Annotated in this window: 15 protein-coding genes; 9 read left to right on the forward strand and 6 right to left on the reverse strand. The window is 35.5% G+C overall.

Annotated elements, in window-relative coordinates; translation table 11 throughout:
* Window positions 1–9: 9 nt before the first annotated feature.
* Window positions 10–1,902, reverse strand: a complete 1,893-nt coding sequence (locus ACFQ13_RS04855; RefSeq protein ID WP_386114684.1) for a M61 family metallopeptidase — start codon at window positions 1,900–1,902, stop codon at window positions 10–12.
* A gap of 84 nt (window positions 1,903–1,986) precedes the next feature.
* Here ACFQ13_RS04855 and ACFQ13_RS04860 point away from each other — a divergent pair, with 84 nt between their 5' ends.
* The 5 genes from ACFQ13_RS04860 (at window position 1,987) to ACFQ13_RS04880 (ending at window position 7,313) form a co-directional block, all read left to right on the forward strand.
* Complete coding sequence (locus ACFQ13_RS04860; RefSeq protein WP_386114687.1) at window positions 1,987–2,994, forward strand: glycosyltransferase family 2 protein; 1,008 nt, start codon at window positions 1,987–1,989, stop codon at window positions 2,992–2,994.
* A gap of 164 nt (window positions 2,995–3,158) precedes the next feature.
* Complete coding sequence (locus tag ACFQ13_RS04865; RefSeq protein WP_386114691.1) at window positions 3,159–5,084, forward strand: BatA domain-containing protein; 1,926 nt, start codon at window positions 3,159–3,161, stop codon at window positions 5,082–5,084.
* On the forward strand, window positions 5,081–6,334 hold the full coding sequence (locus ACFQ13_RS04870) for a dihydroorotase (protein ID WP_386114694.1): 1,254 nt from the start codon (window positions 5,081–5,083) through the stop codon (window positions 6,332–6,334). Before ACFQ13_RS04865 ends, ACFQ13_RS04870 begins: the two co-directional genes overlap by 4 nt.
* Window positions 6,334–6,666, forward strand: a complete 333-nt coding sequence (locus tag ACFQ13_RS04875; RefSeq protein WP_386114697.1) for a hypothetical protein — start codon at window positions 6,334–6,336, stop codon at window positions 6,664–6,666. Before ACFQ13_RS04870 ends, ACFQ13_RS04875 begins: the two co-directional genes overlap by 1 nt.
* Before the next feature lie 2 nt (window positions 6,667–6,668).
* Window positions 6,669–7,313, forward strand: a complete 645-nt coding sequence (locus ACFQ13_RS04880) for an alpha/beta hydrolase (protein WP_114309466.1) — start codon at window positions 6,669–6,671, stop codon at window positions 7,311–7,313.
* A gap of 54 nt (window positions 7,314–7,367) precedes the next feature.
* Here the strand turns inward: ACFQ13_RS04880 and ACFQ13_RS04885 are convergent, their stop codons facing one another.
* Window positions 7,368–7,874, reverse strand: a complete 507-nt coding sequence (locus ACFQ13_RS04885) for a hydrolase (protein ID WP_386114699.1) — start codon at window positions 7,872–7,874, stop codon at window positions 7,368–7,370.
* Window positions 7,875–7,876: 2 nt separating this feature from the next.
* Complete coding sequence (locus ACFQ13_RS04890) at window positions 7,877–8,638, reverse strand: MBL fold metallo-hydrolase (protein WP_386114702.1); 762 nt, start codon at window positions 8,636–8,638, stop codon at window positions 7,877–7,879.
* A gap of 209 nt (window positions 8,639–8,847) precedes the next feature.
* Between ACFQ13_RS04890 and ACFQ13_RS04895 the strand changes: the two genes are divergently transcribed.
* Entirely contained in the window at window positions 8,848–10,308 is a 1,461-nt protein-coding gene (locus ACFQ13_RS04895) for a TonB-dependent receptor (RefSeq protein WP_386114705.1), read from the forward strand.
* 82 nt (window positions 10,309–10,390) lie between these two features.
* Here ACFQ13_RS04895 and bcp read toward each other — a convergent pair whose 3' ends face one another.
* The gene (gene bcp, locus ACFQ13_RS04900) at window positions 10,391–10,846 is read right to left on the reverse strand and encodes a thioredoxin-dependent thiol peroxidase (RefSeq protein ID WP_386114707.1); all 456 of its coding nucleotides are present in this window, start codon (window positions 10,844–10,846) and stop codon (window positions 10,391–10,393) included.
* A gap of 36 nt (window positions 10,847–10,882) precedes the next feature.
* Here bcp and ACFQ13_RS04905 point away from each other — a divergent pair, with 36 nt between their 5' ends.
* Window positions 10,883–11,539: an endonuclease III domain-containing protein gene (locus tag ACFQ13_RS04905; RefSeq protein WP_386114710.1), complete on the forward strand. Its 657-nt coding sequence runs from the start codon at window positions 10,883–10,885 to the stop codon at window positions 11,537–11,539.
* 47 nt (window positions 11,540–11,586) lie between these two features.
* Window positions 11,587–12,138, forward strand: a complete 552-nt coding sequence (locus tag ACFQ13_RS04910; RefSeq protein WP_386114712.1) for a hypothetical protein — start codon at window positions 11,587–11,589, stop codon at window positions 12,136–12,138.
* A gap of 24 nt (window positions 12,139–12,162) precedes the next feature.
* Here the strand turns inward: ACFQ13_RS04910 and ACFQ13_RS04915 are convergent, their stop codons facing one another.
* Window positions 12,163–12,306, reverse strand: a complete 144-nt coding sequence (locus ACFQ13_RS04915; protein WP_181858379.1) for a hypothetical protein — start codon at window positions 12,304–12,306, stop codon at window positions 12,163–12,165.
* A gap of 57 nt (window positions 12,307–12,363) precedes the next feature.
* Window positions 12,364–12,948 carry an RNA polymerase sigma factor gene (locus ACFQ13_RS04920; RefSeq protein ID WP_114309460.1) on the reverse strand — a complete coding sequence of 195 codons (585 nt, stop codon included), beginning with the start codon at window positions 12,946–12,948 and terminating at the stop codon, window positions 12,364–12,366.
* 361 nt (window positions 12,949–13,309) lie between these two features.
* Between ACFQ13_RS04920 and uvrA the strand changes: the two genes are divergently transcribed.
* Window positions 13,310–16,099, forward strand: coding sequence for an excinuclease ABC subunit UvrA (gene uvrA, locus ACFQ13_RS04925; RefSeq protein ID WP_386114715.1), 2,790 nt, complete (start codon window positions 13,310–13,312; stop codon window positions 16,097–16,099).
* Window positions 16,100–16,193: the final 94 nt, after the last annotated feature.

The following is a 16,193-nucleotide window of genomic DNA, read 5'->3' on the forward strand; positions in this document are numbered from 1 at the left end:
AGAGTAGACTTAGCCTTTTAACCAAGCAGCTCTTAATGATTTTTGACCTTCTGTTGCTTCTGGATTCTCAACAAGACCTTCAGATTTTGCGAAAGCTTTAGTTAAGGTTGTTTTAATTACAACAGGTTCGCCATTACGCTCTAAGTCCATAGTTATTTCCTGACCTTCTTGCCATGAAAACATCCCACCAAGCACTTCCTTAGCGTTTAATAGGTTTAATTCTTTACCATTAACCTTGTTAATGATATCTCCTTCTTGTACGCCTTGAGCTTTCCAGAAAGAATTCTTTAAAGCCATTGCAGAAAAGAAAAGAATTCCTTTTTCCTGATCAGCATCAAAAATTATATTCTGTCCACCTGCAAAAATATAGTTGGTTTCTACTTCAGTTTCCCCTTGTACTAAACCTACCATTTCAAAAAACGTATTATAATTGATAGGCACATCTCCTTGTACATGCGTATTTAAAAATTCACCCACACTTGGATAAGTCATCGCAGTAATTTCAGCAATAATCTTATCATCATCAAACGGTTTATTTTTACCGTATTTAGCCGATAATTCTTTCATTAAAGACAACATACTACGTTCTCCATGACTTTCTTTACGCATTAAAATATCAATACACATTCCAATTAAAGCGCCCTTTTGGTACACATTATAATAGTTAGAAGCGTAAGGTTCTTTTAATACATTCTCACTCATTACGGTAAAGCTCATGGCATCATCCATACGTTGCGAGATCTTAATTTTAGACTGCATGGTGTTGTAAAACGTTTGGGCATCCACTAAACCTTCGTACACTTGAAAGTGCTGTGCAAAGTATTCCGTTACCCCTTCATACATCCATAAATGCTTAGAGAATGTAGGTTGGTTATAGTCAAAATAATGTACATCTTCAGAATGTACTGATAAAGGCGTTACAATATGAAAAAATTCATGGGCCACAACATCAACAATTGAAGCCGCTAAAGCTTCTTTAGTTGACGATTCTGGTAATACAACTACCGTAGACGTATGGTGTTCTAAAGCGCCAAAACCTTTAGGTGCCGTCTCTGAACCATCTGATAAATACAGATAAATATCATAACGTGGTGTACTATTTACGTCTCCTAAATAGGCTTTTTGAGCTTCCATCATTTTAAAAACGGTTTCTTTCTGACTAGCAGCGGTATGAATCCCGTTTGGAGAATAGACGCTTAATACAATTTTAATATCACCTACCATAAACTCTTCAACATCCAATTTTCCATACATCATAGGATTATCGGTAATATCAAAATAACGTGGAGCAAAATAACTCGTCGTTACAGACTGTCCATCTTCGCTGGTAGTACTCCCTTTTGTTTCTAAAGCTGAAGTTCTAACGAAATCTGCCGGTGCCGTAACATCTAAAGCATATTGGTTGTTTTTTAAACTATCAAAATACCCCACAAATCCATGAAGGTTTAATACGTAATTATCATCTTCAATATTGGTCCCTGCAGGAGAGAAAGGTTGCTCACCTCCAATTCCACCAACTTTCTCCACATCAAAAGTATCATTCACATAATACTGAATCACGTCTAACTTAGTGGCCTCAGCTATAGTCCAAGTATTATCATCAACCTTAGTTACGGTTAATTCATTTCCATCATAATCCAAAGCTTTAAAATCATCTACATATTTCCCAAAATCACTAACCGAATAGGTTCCTTGCACCACACGTGGTAATCTATAGGTTACCGTTTCTGTAGTAAAACGTCCTGGATTAATAGTTACAGGCACTCTATCGCTGTTCACTGCTGTTAAATCTAAAGCGGTGACAATAGGATTGCTTACTGCTAAGTCATTAATGTTTGGCTTTGCTGTACCGCAACCGACCAAAACGACGCTTAAGCCAAAAATGGCTAAATAATTCTTCATGTTTAAGTTTTTGTTTTTATAATAGACTCACAAATCTACAATCTGTTACTATTAAAAACCTAAAGGTTTTGTTAAATTCGCAGCATGTCAGAACCCACAGTAAGCATCATCATCCCCTTTAAAAATACGGAAGCATTTATCGCTGAATGCCTTAGCTCTATTCTAGAACAAACCTATACGCATTGGGAAGCTATTTTTATAGACGACCACTCGACCGATAATTCGTACAAAATAGCGCAATCTTATGCTGAAAAGGATCAAAGAATCCAACTCTTAAAAAATAAAGATCATGGAATTATAGCGGCCTTACAAACGGGATATTCTGTAAGTTCGGGCATCTATATTACCCGTATGGATAGTGATGATAAAATGGCTGACATCCGTTTAGAAACCATGGTGCAAAACTTAAAAACCTACGGGCCAAAACATCTCGCTATTGGGCAAGTGAAATACTTTAGAGCTGATGGGCTTAGTGATGGCTTTGCACGGTACGAAGCCTGGTTAAATCAGTTAACCCTAACGGGCCAAAACTATACGGAGATTTATAAAGAATGCGTGGTACCCTCTCCTTGTTGGATGCTACATCGTGAAGATTTTGAAGCCTGTGGAGGGTTTAATTGCGAGACCTATCCTGAAGATTATGATTTAGCTTTTCGGTTTTACAAAGCCCAATACCAATGTATTCCTTGTGATCAGATTTTACTTTATTGGAGAGATTATAGTTTTAGAACCTCTAGAACCCATCACCATTATGCCGAAAATTCCTTTTTAGACCTTAAAGTTGACTATTTTTTAGAATTAAATTACGATCGTAGCAAACCTTTAGTCATTTGGGGCGCTGGTAAGAAAGGAAAAACCTTAGCTAAAATTCTTCAGAATAAAGCCATTCCTTTTTATTGGATCTGCGACAACCCAAAGAAAATTGGAAAACATATTTATGGCGAAGAGCTTTTAAATTTTAACTATCTCACTCAAATCAATCAACCCCAAAGTATTGTAACAGTGGCAAACACAACGGCCCAAGAAGAGATTAAAGCCTATTTTAATAAACAAGGCATGAAAGCCATGCGCGATTATTTCTTTTTCTGTTAAATTTCTTAAAACCAAAACAAGCTAATCGGCTTGCGTTACTTATATTTGAAATGACTAAAATGGTTTTTATAAGAATTGTCAAAAGAAGTACCGCAACATTATTATAACGGTCGCATTGACTTTAATTTTATAAAACGCTTAATCAGTAAATTTAAAGATCTAGAATGCATTTTAAACATCCCGAGTTACTCTACGCCCTTTTCTTACTGATCATTCCTATTTTAATACACTTGTTTCAACTCCGTAGGTTTGAAAAAGTGACATTTACCAATGTTAAATTTTTACAAGCCGTAAAACTTCAGACCCGTAAAAGTTCGCAAATAAAAAAATGGATCACACTGTTTACAAGAATGCTTTTATTAGCCTGTATTGTTCTTGCCTTTGCCCAGCCTTTTATTCCAAAAACGACAGCCTTTAATAAGGCTCAAGAAACGGTGATTTACTTAGACAATTCGTTTAGTATGCAAGCTAAAGGACGAAATGGTTCTTTGTTTAATGAAGCGGTACAAGATATCATTAACAGTATTCCTGAAACTGAAAGCATCAGCTTATACACCAACACCGAAACCTTTAGAAATACTAGTCTTAAAACTTTAAAAAAGGATTTAATTCAACTGGAATTCGCTCCAAATCAATTAAGTTACGAAGCCGCTTATCTAAAAGGGAAACAACTGTTCTTAGACCAAGGCGATACAAGCAAGCACTTAATTTTAGTTTCCGATTTTCAACAACAGGCAAAAGCCTTACAATTTGAAGCGGATTCTACAGTGCAAGTCACCTTAGTACAGCCACAAATTAACGACCGCTCTAATATTAGTATAGATAGTGTTTATATTTCAAATACTTCAGCAGAAACTATAGATCTTACCGTAACCTTAAGCAATCAGAACACGCCTGTAGATAATGTCTCTGTGGCCTTATACAACGATGATATTCTAAGTTCTAAAAGTGCCATTGCACTTGATAAGGAGGCAGAAGTTATATTTACTATGCCTTATAATGAAGAAATTAATGGGAGATTAAGCATTGAAGATTCTGGGTTAGAATTTGATAATTCATTCTACTTTAATATTAATGCGAAGCCTAAAATTAAGGTCTTAGCGATTAATGAAGACGCGGAGGATGCATTCTTAAAACGAATTTATACCAATGATGAATTTGACTATCAAAGCGCTGCCTTAGACCGTCTGAATTACAAGCTTATTTTAGATCAGAATCTTATTGTTTTAAACGAACTCAGCAGCATCCCTAAGGCCTTAAGTGAAGCGCTTATTAATTTTACTAAAAACTCGGGGAAACTTTTAATTATTCCTAAAGACGAAATCAACATAAACAGTTATAACCAACTCCTTAAAAACACTAATCTTAATCCGTATACTCCTATTAAAAAGCAAGATAAACGGATAACTAAGATCCATTACAGCCATCCTTTACTGAAAAACACGTTCTATAATAAGGTTAGTAATTTTCAATATCCAAAAGTTGAACACACACAGCAATTTACCTCAAATTCTGGCGCGGTACTCTCTTATGAAGACGGTACAGCCTTCCTGATGGGGAACTCTGAAAATTATGTGTTTGCCTCACCGCTGAACCTTAGCAATTCAAATTTTAAAAATTCACAACTCATTGTTCCGGTCTTGTACAATATAGGGTTACAAAGTTTAAACCTTTCTAAACTTTTTTATACTATAGGAGAAGCCAATTCCATAGCCATCCCAACTTCTATTGGTCAAGATGAAATTTTAACGTTAGCCGATACTAAAAGTGCTGTGATTCCTTTACAAAAAACCTACAGTAAAACGGTAGTTTTAGAAACAGGGGCATTCCCCAATACAGCAGGAATTCTGGAGGTGAAGAACAAAAATAAAGTCATACAAAAATTAAGTTTCAATTATGACAGAGCAGAAAGTCAGCTTAATTATTACGATTTAAATGCTTTAGAAAATGTAAGCCTCGCCTCTCGTTTAGAAACCACTATTAATAATATAAAAAGTCAGGCAAATGTTAATGCGCTATGGAAATGGTTTGTTATTTTTGCACTAGCATTTTTAATAATAGAGATGTTACTTCTAAAATATCTTAAATGAACGCACTCATAAAATCTGCAACCATCGTTGATTCTAAAAGTGATTTTCACAATGAAACGGTTGATATTTTAATTGAAAAAGGTCGGATTTCCAAAATTTCAATAGACCTTGACAATCCTAATAATTACCAAGAAATAGCATTAGACAACCTTCATGTTTCCCAAGGTTGGTTTGATAGTAGCGTTTCATTTGGAGAACCTGGTTATGAAGAACGCGAAACTATAGCAAATGGTTTAAAAACAGCAGGACACTCGGGCTTTACAGCTGTGGGTCTTAATGCTAATTCACGACCTGTCATTGATAGCTATGCTGATATCGCTTTTGTAAAATCTAAAGCCGCTGATAACGCCGTAAGCCTCTATCCTATTGGAGCACTAACGCAATTAAGTGAAGGTGAAGATTTAGCCGAATTATACGACATGAGTAATGCAGGCGCTGTAGCTTTTTATGATTACCAGCATCCTATTTCTAATCCTAATCTCATGAAAATTGCGCTGCAATACGCAAGTAATTTTGATGGTCTCATATGCTCCTTCCCGCAAGAGTCTCGCATTTCTGGACTTGGCGTTGTTAACGAGCATATTAACAGTACGAAATTAGGACTAAAAGGTAATCCGGCTTTAGCTGAAGAATTACAAATTGCTAGAGATTTATTTATCTTAGAATATACGGAGGGAAAATTACATATCCCAACCCTATCTACGGCAAAATCTGTAGACCTTATTAGAGCTGCGAAAGCTAAAAACCTTAATGTCACTTGTAGTGTTGCTATTCATAATCTCATTTTTACCGATGATGTGTTGCACGACTTTGACACCCACTATAAAGTTTTACCGCCATTGCGAACGCAAAAGGATTGTGAGGCTTTAATTGAAGGTTTAAAAGACGGCACTATAGATATGGTCACTACAGATCATAATCCTATTGATATAGAGCATAAGAAAATTGAATTCGATTTTGCCCTTAACGGTACTATTGGTCTTGAATCGGCTTTTGGTGCGCTTCAAAATATCTTCACTACGAAGAAAACAATAGCTTTATTAACACAAGGAAAAGCACGATTTGGAGTGAAAACCGCGAGCATCAATGAAGGAGAACTTGCAGACATCACTTTATTTAATCCTGATAAGTCTTATACCTTTAGTCCAGCAGATATTTCATCTCGATCTAAGAATAGCATGTTTTTAGGATCAGCTTTAAAAGGTGTTGCTTACGGTGTTATTGCTAATGATAAAATGGTTTTAAAATAATGGATCAAACAACTATAGAAAAAGGTAAAACCTTAGCTTTTGTCGCTTACTTAACTTTAATGGGGACTCTCATTGCCTATTTTATGAATAAAGAAAAAGAAAATCCCTTTACTCATTTTCATATTAGACAAGGCTTAGGATTGGGCTTAGCTTATATCTTAATAGCCATTGTGATAGGCGGCTTAGACAATATGATGGTGAGCATGTCTTTCTGGATCTTTTTCTCGGTACTTTACATTTACGGTATTGTAGGAGCGATCACCGGAAAACTTAACAAAGTCCCGTTACTCGGTAACTATTTTCAGAACGCTTTTAAATCTATTGGCCAATAAGTATGTCGCAATTACATTATATTACAAGACCTTCTACTTTAAAAGAAAACGCCCCCTTATTAATTATGTGCCATGGTTACGGGAGTGATGAAAATGATCTCTTTTCTTTTGCTTCGGAATTACCAGAGGAACTTTTTATTATTTCCTTAAGAGCTCCGCACCCTATGCAACCTTATGGAAACGCATGGTATGCTATTAATTTTGATGCTGATAGAGGAAAATGGAACGACGTAGACCAAGCTAAAGCTTCCATTGCATTACTTTCTGACTTTATAGATTACGCCGGAAAAACCTATGCTGTAGATGCTAATAATGTGACCCTTTTAGGATTTAGCCAAGGTTCTATATTAAGCTATGCCGTAGCCCTTACGTTTCCTGAAAAAGTAAAAAACATCATCGCATTAAGTGGTTATATTAGTGAAGATATGCTTCCTTCAACCTTAGACAAGTCTAAATTTTCACATTTAAACTTTTTCTGCTCGCATGGTACGGTAGATCAGGTTATCCCTGTGGCATGGGCACAAAAAACGCCTTTGTTTTTAGACGCTTTAGCAATTAATAATGTCTATTCGGAATATCCTGTAGGCCACGGTGTTGCACCTCAGAATTTTTACGATTTAAAAGCGTGGTTAGAAAAGCACCTTTAAACCTTCAACTTTTATAAGGTAAAATAGGTGCTTTTATAAAATCTTGCTTAGCGCTTAATTAAGGATAGGGTACATTAAGTACTCTACCAATTTATACTTAAGATCGTTATTTTCATCAATAGAATAACTCACTAGAATTTCTCCCCAATGTTTACCATCTGTAAAATTGGCAATAATCCATTTATGGTTTAAAATTCTTACTTTATTAATAAGTAATTTAGAGTCGGTCATAGAAACATAAGGCACTAAAGGATGCTCCTCGCCTTCATAGTCGTTCGTATTATAAAGCCCTTCAACAATAGCAGGAATTAAAGCTTCTGTATCATAACCTAAAGCCTCAAAATAACTTAAGGCGTCCTCATTACCTTCAATATTAAAATAGCTAAGTTCAAAATTCTTGTCTTCTAAAGCGTCTATTTCTTTGTCTTTTTCTACCACTTTAGCCTTAACCTTGACGATATCAGTTTCATATTTGTCAATGATATTTTTAGAATTTACGTATTGAAATAACAGTAACAATACAGAAAAAATAAACAAATACATTAAAATTTTACTCTTCATAATTAGATGGTAATTTGTAGGTTATCGTAAGCTAAAAAAACGTTTTCTGGTAATTCTTTTTCAACAGCATCATGAAATCCTAAATGCGGACTGATGTGGGTTAAGTAAGCACGCTTCGGATTCACCTTAGCGATAAAATCAAGGGCTTCTTCTAAATTAAAATGAGATTGGTGTGGTGTTATTTGCAAGGCATTCACCACTAATACTTCTACTCCTTGGAGTTTTTCTATTTCAGCATCAGCAACCGTTTTCATATCTGTTAAATAGGCAAACTTATCAAAACGATAGCCAAAAACTTGAAGTTCATGGTGTAAACCATCAATGGGCACTATAGACAAATCGCCAGCCACAAAGGGTTTATTTTCAACCACATTTTTTATAACCCCTGGCGCACCGGGATATTTGTTTTCGGTAGCAAAAATATAATCGAAACGTTTTTCTAAAGACGTAAAAACACGTTGGTGTGCATATAAAGGAATATCACCTTGTCTAAAGAAAAATGGACGAATATCATCTAAGCCCATGGTGTGGTCGGCATGCTCATGCGTAAATAAAATACCATCTATTTTAGACACCTCAGCCCTAAGCATTTGCTGTCTAAAATCTGGACCACAATCTACAACAAAAGTATAAGCACCCCATGAAACCAAAATGGAAACACGGAGACGTTTATCTTTAAAATTTTCACTTAAACATACCGGATGATCACTTCCTATAACAGGAATGCCTTGAGAGGTACCAGTGCCTAAAAACGTAATTTTCAAACCTTTTCAATTTAGTGCAAGCCTTTCTCAGTTAAAAAAATCGCAATAAAATTGTCTTTTTTTCGTGTAGAATTCACGATAAAATAAAAAAGACATCTAATTTTTATTATATGCTTTTAAGTCAGAAATGCTAAGACAAAAATAAACTTATTTTTTTGTTTGCAACAGTAAAACCTTACCTTTGCTTAAACGATAGAAACCCAAACTTAATGAAGGACATAACGTATAAAGGCGACACGGATTTCGAGAATATTCCATCTCTAAAAGATAAAGCATTACGAATCAATTTGAATGCCGATATTTATGGAACATTTTCAGAAATTGGCGCTGGCCAAGAAACGGTACGACACTTTTTTAGAGCCGGTGGTGCGTCTGGAACAATTGCTAAGGCAATGTCTGCTTATGACAAAGATTTTAGTGATGCCATTTATGGTATAGAAGATGATCGTCGTTACGTCACTGAAGCCAGACTTCGTAAGATGTTAAATCATGAAGTGAATTTAATGGAGGAACGTATTACTAGAGATAAGCATCCTAACAAGATTTTTTTCTCTTATGCTAATACCGTAGCGACCATTGATTTCGCAAAGCAATATAAGGGTCATGGTTGGGTTGGAATTAAGTTTCAAGTTGAACCAGGACAAGACGAAGAATACAATGAAATTGTGCTTCATATTCGATTTAAAGAAACCGATGCACGTTTACAACAAGAAACCCTTGGTAAATTAGGAACTAACCTTATTTATGGGGCGTTTTATAAATACAATCAACCGCGTAAATTATTACGTTACCTCTACGATCACTTAGATAAAGATCAGTTAGAAATTGATACCATTAATTTCTCCGGACCTGTTTTTGAAGACGTTGACAACCGTCTTATGAGCTTACAATTGGTTAAAAATGGGATGACAGATGCCGTGATGTTTGCACCAGATGGAAACAACGTTTTACCTGCAAGAGTCCTTTACAAGAAAAACATTTTAGCCTTAAGAGGAAGCTTTAGACCCGTTACTAAAGTGAACATGGACATGCTAGAGAAGTCTTATGAAATGTTCATTAAAGAGAACAAGGTCGATAAAGATAGAACTCAGGTCATTTTTGAAATTACTTTATCTAACTTAAGAGCTGAAGGAAAAATTGATGAGCAAGATTTTATGGATCGTGCTAAACTCTTATGTTCTTTAGGACAAACAGTTTTAATTTCAAACTTCCAAGAGTATTATAAGCTTGTTGAGTATTTCTCTCAATACACGAAAAACAGAATGGGCTTAGCTATGGGCGTTAATAACCTTGTAGATATTTTTGATGAGAAATATTACCGCCACTTAAGTGGAGGTATTCTAGAGGCCTTTGGAAAATTATTCTATAAAGATCTACGTGTCTATCTCTACCCAATGGAGAATGAAGATGGTACGTTAACAACCAGTGAAAACCTTAAGGTTCACCCACGTATGAAAGAGTTATTTAAATTCTTTAAATACAATGGTAAGGTGGTTGATATCTCGGATATCGATGCCTCAAACCTATCTGTTTTCTCTAGAAAGGTCTTAAAAATGATTGTTAATAATGAAGATGGTTGGGAAGCTATGCTCCCTGAAGGTGTAGACAAATTAATTAAAGAAAAAAGCTTGTTTGGCTGGGAGTCTGAAGAGATTATTCATAAGCGTTAAACCAAACAGCATTAGATATTAAAAAGCGACGATTTTTATAAAAAATCGTCGCTTTTGTATTATACTAGAATATTCTATGCGTTTAAGCTGGCAATATTTGCTCGGCATGCGCTTTTGTTTTCACTTTAGAAATAATATCTGTAATCACAGCATTTTCATCAATAACAAAGGTAGTTCTATGGATGCCATCATACTCCTTCCCCATAAACTTTTTAGGTCCCCAAACTCCAAAGGCTTCAATTACACTTTTATCCTCATCGGCCAATAAAGGATACTTAAAATCATATTTATTCTTAAAATTAGATTGTCTTTTCGCACTATCTGCACTGACTCCTAATATGGCATACCCTAAACTTTTAAAACGATCGTAATTATCATTTAAGTTACAAGCTTCGGCTGTACAGCCTGGTGTGCTTGCTTTTGGGTAAAAGAAAACTACTAATTTCTGACCTTTATAATCAGATAAAGAGACAGTATTTCCTTGTTCATCTTTTGCTGAAAAATCTGGAGCCTTATCTCCTACTTGTAAATGCGTCATATTGCTTAAATTTGTCTTTCTGTAAAAATACAATGAATGACTAAACAAGAAAAGGTAGATTTTGTTATAAATACGTTAAATCAACTATACCCTGAAATTCCGATCCCCTTAGATCACAAAGATCCTTATACGCTATTAATTGCCGTTTTAATGTCGGCACAAAGTACAGATGTACGCGTCAATCAAATAACACCGTTGTTGTTTGAACGTGCCGATAATCCCTACGACATGGTTAAACTCAGCGTAGAAGAGATTAGAGAAATCATTAAGCCTGTTGGCTTATCGCCTATGAAAAGCAAAGGGATCCATGGCTTATCGCAAATATTAATAGACCAACACAACGGTGAAGTTCCTAAAACTTATGAAGCGCTTGAAGCATTACCTGCAGTTGGTCATAAAACGGCAGCGGTAGTCTTATCTCAAGCTTTTGGTATTCCTTGCTTCCCTGTAGATACCCATATTCATCGTTTGATGTACCGTTGGAATTTAACCAGTGGTAAAAACGTTGTTCAGACCGAGAAAGATGCTAAACGCCTCTTCCCTGAAGAGCTATGGAACGACTTGCATTTGCAAATTATTTGGTACGGAAGAGAATACTCTCCGGCTCGAGGTTGGGACTTGGATAAAGATATCATTACGAAGACTATAGGACGAAAAACGGTTTTAGAGGCCTACTATAAAAACAAAAAATAGCTTAATTTTGAAAGCCCTCTTGTTCTAAAATCTACAAGGCAATACAGATGAAAAAGGTTTCTCTTATAATTTTAGTGCTCTTTGTTTGGGGATGTATCCCTGTAGCCGTGGCGCCAAGGTTTAAGCGACACGACTATAAGATTATGCAGGCCAAAAAGTTTCAGAAAGATTTGCCTAGAGAAATTGCTTTTATTTTTAAAGACCCAAAAGAAGCCGAAGAATTTTACCACTATATCAATAAAAAGTACCAGTTACAGCATAACAATGTAGGTTATAATGTGCCTTTTCAATTGCAAAATCAAACCCTGTATCTTAGTTATCACGAAACCCAACGAACGGACAAAAAAATCAATGTACCTCTAGCGGCTATAGATAGTAAACGTAAAAGCAATGGAAATTCAGCCTTATTTGAAGGCCACTATGTCTCAAGAACGGGGCATTGGTATCTTGCACTTACAGTTTACGATAATAACATCAAAAACTGCTTAAAAGAGAACCACCCTTTAAGAGCAGAGACCATTGCCTACTTAAAAGCTTTAAAAGCGGAATATCTAAGCACTTACAATTATGAAGAATTGCTATTAAATAAAAAATCCTGAAGTGAATACTTCAGGATATCTTTTTTAGTTGAGCAGCGCTTCAGACTCTAAATTATTACAATCTAAAACGTTTAAAGCTTTAGAGTAATTTAAGATCCACCGTATGGTTTCATCTTTAGGTTGTAAGAGATTAGGCCTTGAAGACACTTGTGTGTAGTTTTTTGCCATTTTCGCTGTTTAATAGTTTATATATAGCAAAAACGCAGAATTAAACACTTTATTGTTTTAATTTGTTAAAATGATATTATTTTGATCAATAACCTTACGCATATTTATAAGCGCATAACGCATACGCCCTAAAGCAGTATTTATACTTACTCCTGTACGTTCTGATATTTCCTTAAAACTCATATCTTGATACATACGCATTAGTAAAACCTGTTTTTGATCTTCAGGCAACTCTTCAATAATACGTCTTACATCAGACTCCACCTGATTTTTAATCAAGGTTTTCTCCGCATTTAAACTGGAGTCACTTAATACAGAAAATATGCTGAATTCGCCAGTATTATCAAATTTAGGCATACGGCTACTTTTTCTAAAATGATCAATCACCAAGTTATGTGCAATACGCATTACCCATGGTAAAAATTTGCCTTCCTCGTTATATTTCCCGCGTTTTAGATTTTTAATCACTTTAATAAAGGTATCCTGAAACACATCTTCAGTCACATCTCTATCGTAAACTTTAGAATAAATAAAACTGTAAATTTTTTGCTTGTGCCTTTCAATCAAAATCGAAAGTGCGTACTCATGGCCGTTTATATAGTTCCGAACCAACTCTGAGTCTTGGATAAGGTCGTGTGTCATAATAATTACTTTAAGTCCTAGTAGTAGCCTACTAAGGTTGGGATTTAAGCTTTTTTTTTAAAGTAATCTTATGCTATAAGCAGATGTTTTTTAAGTGAATAGATTTCAAATATAACAACATTCCGATTGAAAAAGCAAAAAATACTTCTAAAATTTAACAATTTATCGGATAAAAAGTTCCTTTTATGGATGAAACCTCTAGAAAACTTAAGGCTAAGGTTACGCGCTTTAAGCGACAGCAGAGGGATACAAACCGCTTCACTCCTAATTTCATCTTTTCGCGATAAGGAATTCTAATCTAGAGTTTATGGGTTATTTGGTATTGTAGTATCTTTGCAAACTTAGATATCTAAAAAGACTTATGAATACAATTGACCTCGACGTTAACCCAAAGGAAAATATCATTATTAAAGGTGCTAAACTGCATAATTTAAAAAATATTGATGTCGTCATTCCTAGAAATAAATTGGTAGTTATTACCGGGTTATCAGGTTCAGGGAAGTCTAGTTTAGCTTTTGATACCTTGTATGCAGAAGGTCAAAGACGCTATGTAGAAAGTTTAAGTAGTTATGCCCGTCAGTTTTTAGGTCGTTTAAATAAACCTCAAGTAGACTATATCAAAGGAATTGCCCCAGCTATTGCCATAGAGCAAAAGGTAAACTCTACCAATCCACGCTCTACGGTTGGAACCACTACCGAGATCTATGATTACCTAAAACTGCTTTTTGCAAGAATTGGTAAAACCTACTCTCCTATTTCTGGTCATGAGGTTAAGAAGCATACGGTTTCAGACGTAATCAATTATATCACTACCTTCGAGGAGCGTTCAAAATTATTACTCTTAGCGCCGCTTATTTTAGAAGAAGGCCGAACCTTAGAAAACAAACTACAAACTTTGCAGCAGCAAGGTTATGCGAGAATTAAGGTTAAGGATGATGTGGTTAGAATAGACGACGCTTTAAAACAAGATCTAAGCATTTCTGACGATTTATTCCTAGTGGTAGACCGTATTATATTTAAAAATGATGAAGATTTTCTGAACCGCTTAGCCGATGCTGTAGGTACGGCGTTTTTTGAAGGTGTAGGAACTTGTATCGTTGAGTCTTTAGCCGATAACAAACAAATGCTTTTTAATAATAAGTTTGAAATGGATGGCATGGTCTTTTTAGAACCTAATGCGCATTTATTCAGCTTTAACAATCCTTATGGGGCTTGTCCTAAATGTGAAGGTTACGGTGATGTTATTGGTATTGATGCCGACTTGGTTGTTCCTAATACCGAATTATCAATATTCGAAAATGCCATTTTTCCGTGGCGCGGTGATAGTATGAGTTGGTACAGAGACCAATTGGTTAATAATTCGCACCATTTTGACTTTCCTATACACAAACCTTATTTTCAGTTAAGCGAGGCTAATAAAGCCTTAATCTGGAAAGGAAATAAATATTTTGAAGGCTTAGATTCCTTTTTTGCAGAGCTCGAATCTAAAGCTTATAAAATTCAAAACAGGGTTATGTTATCTCGTTATCGTGGTAAAACAAAATGTAATGTTTGCCATGGAAAACGTTTAAGACAAGAAGCTAATTACGTTAAGGTTGGTGAGGCTACAATTACGGATTTGGTAGATCTACCTATAGATGAACTCTCTCAGTTTTTCAAAACCCTTAAACTTAACGAATACGATGCTAAAATAGCCAAACGTTTACTCATGGAAATCCATACCCGATTAGAGTTTTTATCTAATGTAGGGCTTAATTATTTAACGATTAACAGAAAATCCAACACCTTATCGGGTGGAGAAAGTCAGCGTATTAACCTTGCCACCTCTTTAGGAAGTAGTTTAGTAGGGTCTATGTATATTTTAGATGAACCAAGTATTGGCTTACACCCTAAAGATACCGAACGCCTTATTGACGTCTTAAAATCACTTCGCGATTTAGGCAACACCGTAATTGTGGTAGAACACGATGAGGATATTATGAAAGCTGCAGATGCAATTATAGATATCGGTCCTGAAGCCGGAACCTTAGGTGGAGAAGTTGTTGCTGTTGGTGATTTTAAAGAGATTTTAGCCTCAGAGAGCCTTACCGCTAAATACTTAAATGGCGATTTAGAAATTGAAACCCCAAAGAAACGTCGTAGCTCTAAATATCAAATTGAAATTATAGGAGCTCGTGAAAATAATCTTAAAAATATCGATGTTACTTTCCCTTTAAATATGCTTACAGTTATTACTGGCGTCTCTGGAAGTGGAAAAAGTACATTGGTAAAAAAGATTCTTTTTCCTGCTATTCAGAAGAAATTAACAGGGTTTAGTGATAAAATAGGTCAGTTTTCTGAGATGAAGGGAAACATGAGTAATATACAACATGTAGAGTTTGTAGATCAAAATCCTATTGGGCGTTCTTCGCGCTCTAATCCGGTAACCTACATTAAGGCTTATGATGATATTCGTGCTTTATTCGCGTCTCAAAAACTAAGTCATATTAGAAATTTTGCGGCGAAACACTTTAGCTTTAATGTTGATGGAGGACGTTGCGAAACCTGTAAAGGTGAAGGCGAAGTGACGATAGAAATGCAATTTATGGCCGACGTACACTTAACCTGTGACACCTGTGGTGGTAAGCGCTTTAAAAAAGAAGTCTTAGAAGTCAAATTTGAAGACAAGTCTATTGACGATGTCTTAAATTTAACTATTGACGATGCTATTGCGTTTTTTCAAACCCATAACGAAACCAGAATTCAGAAGAAATTACAACCACTACAAGATGTAGGTTTAGGCTACGTTACTTTAGGGCAATCGTCCTCTACCCTATCTGGAGGGGAAGCGCAACGTATTAAATTGGCCACTTTTTTAGGTAAAGGCAGTAAAAGTGATAACACCCTCTTTATTTTTGATGAACCCACTACAGGACTTCATTTTCAAGACATTAAAAAACTATTAAAATCGTTTCAAGCCTTAATTGAAAAAGGCCACTCCATAATTGTTATTGAGCATAATATTGATTTAATAAAATGTGCGGATTACATTATAGACCTTGGTCCAGAAGGTGGTAAACACGGAGGACAATTGGTCGCTGAAGGGACACCTGAGGCCCTTGCAAAAGATGAAAATTCAGTAATTGGCGCATACCTACAGGATAAACTATAGAAGGTTTTTGGTGTAATGAGTCCGAATAAATCAAAGTCCTTTATCTAAGCTTTTATAGTTTTATAGTAATGTAGATAGAGGATTTTTTGATACG

Source organism: Winogradskyella rapida (genome assembly GCF_042675845.1).
Lineage (GTDB): Bacteria > Bacteroidota > Bacteroidia > Flavobacteriales > Flavobacteriaceae > Winogradskyella > Winogradskyella rapida.

Bases quoted from the DNA above. Each gene is read 5' to 3' on its own strand.
- ACFQ13_RS04855 (WP_386114684.1), bottom strand. From the start codon at position 1,902: ATGAAGAATTATTTAGCCATTTTTGGCTTAAGCGTCGTTTTGGTCGGT.
- ACFQ13_RS04920 (WP_114309460.1), bottom strand. From the start codon at position 12,948: ATGACACACGACCTTATCCAAGACTCAGAGTTGGTTCGGAACTATATA.
- ACFQ13_RS04885 (WP_386114699.1), bottom strand. From the start codon at position 7,874: ATGAAGAGTAAAATTTTAATGTATTTGTTTATTTTTTCTGTATTGTTA.
- ACFQ13_RS04910 (WP_386114712.1), top strand. From the start codon at position 11,587: ATGAAAAAGGTTTCTCTTATAATTTTAGTGCTCTTTGTTTGGGGATGT.
- bcp (WP_386114707.1), bottom strand. From the start codon at position 10,846: ATGACGCATTTACAAGTAGGAGATAAGGCTCCAGATTTTTCAGCAAAA.
- ACFQ13_RS04870 (WP_386114694.1), top strand. From the start codon at position 5,081: ATGAACGCACTCATAAAATCTGCAACCATCGTTGATTCTAAAAGTGAT.
- ACFQ13_RS04880 (WP_114309466.1), top strand. From the start codon at position 6,669: ATGTCGCAATTACATTATATTACAAGACCTTCTACTTTAAAAGAAAAC.
- ACFQ13_RS04860 (WP_386114687.1), top strand. From the start codon at position 1,987: ATGTCAGAACCCACAGTAAGCATCATCATCCCCTTTAAAAATACGGAA.
- ACFQ13_RS04875 (WP_386114697.1), top strand. From the start codon at position 6,334: ATGGATCAAACAACTATAGAAAAAGGTAAAACCTTAGCTTTTGTCGCT.
- uvrA (WP_386114715.1), top strand. From the start codon at position 13,310: ATGAATACAATTGACCTCGACGTTAACCCAAAGGAAAATATCATTATT.
- ACFQ13_RS04905 (WP_386114710.1), top strand. From the start codon at position 10,883: ATGACTAAACAAGAAAAGGTAGATTTTGTTATAAATACGTTAAATCAA.
- ACFQ13_RS04915 (WP_181858379.1), bottom strand. From the start codon at position 12,306: ATGGCAAAAAACTACACACAAGTGTCTTCAAGGCCTAATCTCTTACAA.
- ACFQ13_RS04865 (WP_386114691.1), top strand. From the start codon at position 3,159: ATGCATTTTAAACATCCCGAGTTACTCTACGCCCTTTTCTTACTGATC.
- ACFQ13_RS04895 (WP_386114705.1), top strand. From the start codon at position 8,848: ATGAAGGACATAACGTATAAAGGCGACACGGATTTCGAGAATATTCCA.